Raw genomic sequence first — 475 nt, forward strand, 5'->3', positions numbered from 1 at the left:
TCTTTAAAGGAACCTTGGCCACTCTGCTTCCAATCTTTTTCCATTTGCAAGGAATCTCACCTCTCGTCTTTGGACTTTTGGCTGTCATTGGACATACTTTCCCTATCTTTGCAGGATTTAAGGGGGGCAAGGCTGTCGCAACTAGCGCTGGAGTTGTTTTCGGATTTGCTCCCGTTTTCTGTCTCTATCTGGCAATTGTATTCTTTGGAACCCTCTATCTAGGTAGTATGATTTCCTTGTCTAGCGTTACCGCTTCTATCGCAGCCGTTATCGGAGTTCTCCTATTTCCACTATTTGGATTTATCCTAAACAGCTATGACCCTCTCTTCATATTGATTATCCTAGCACTTGCTAGCTTGATTATCATTCGTCACAAGGATAATATCACACGTATCAAAAATAAAACTGAAAATCTCGTCCCTTGGGGATTGAACCTAACCCATCAAAATCCTAACAAATAAAACGCCAGTTTAAA

1 protein-coding gene is annotated in these 475 nt (G+C 41.3%); it reads left to right on the top strand.

The window, feature by feature from the left end; genetic code table 11:
* Positions 1-461: glycerol-3-phosphate acyltransferase (locus SORDD16_RS10005; protein WP_061453297.1), on the top strand; the 461-nt coding region annotated here is incomplete at its 5' end.
* Between the last annotated feature and the right edge of the window lie 14 nt (positions 462-475).

Source organism: Streptococcus oralis (genome assembly GCF_001578945.1).
Taxonomy (GTDB): Bacteria; Bacillota; Bacilli; order Lactobacillales; family Streptococcaceae; genus Streptococcus; species Streptococcus oralis_Q.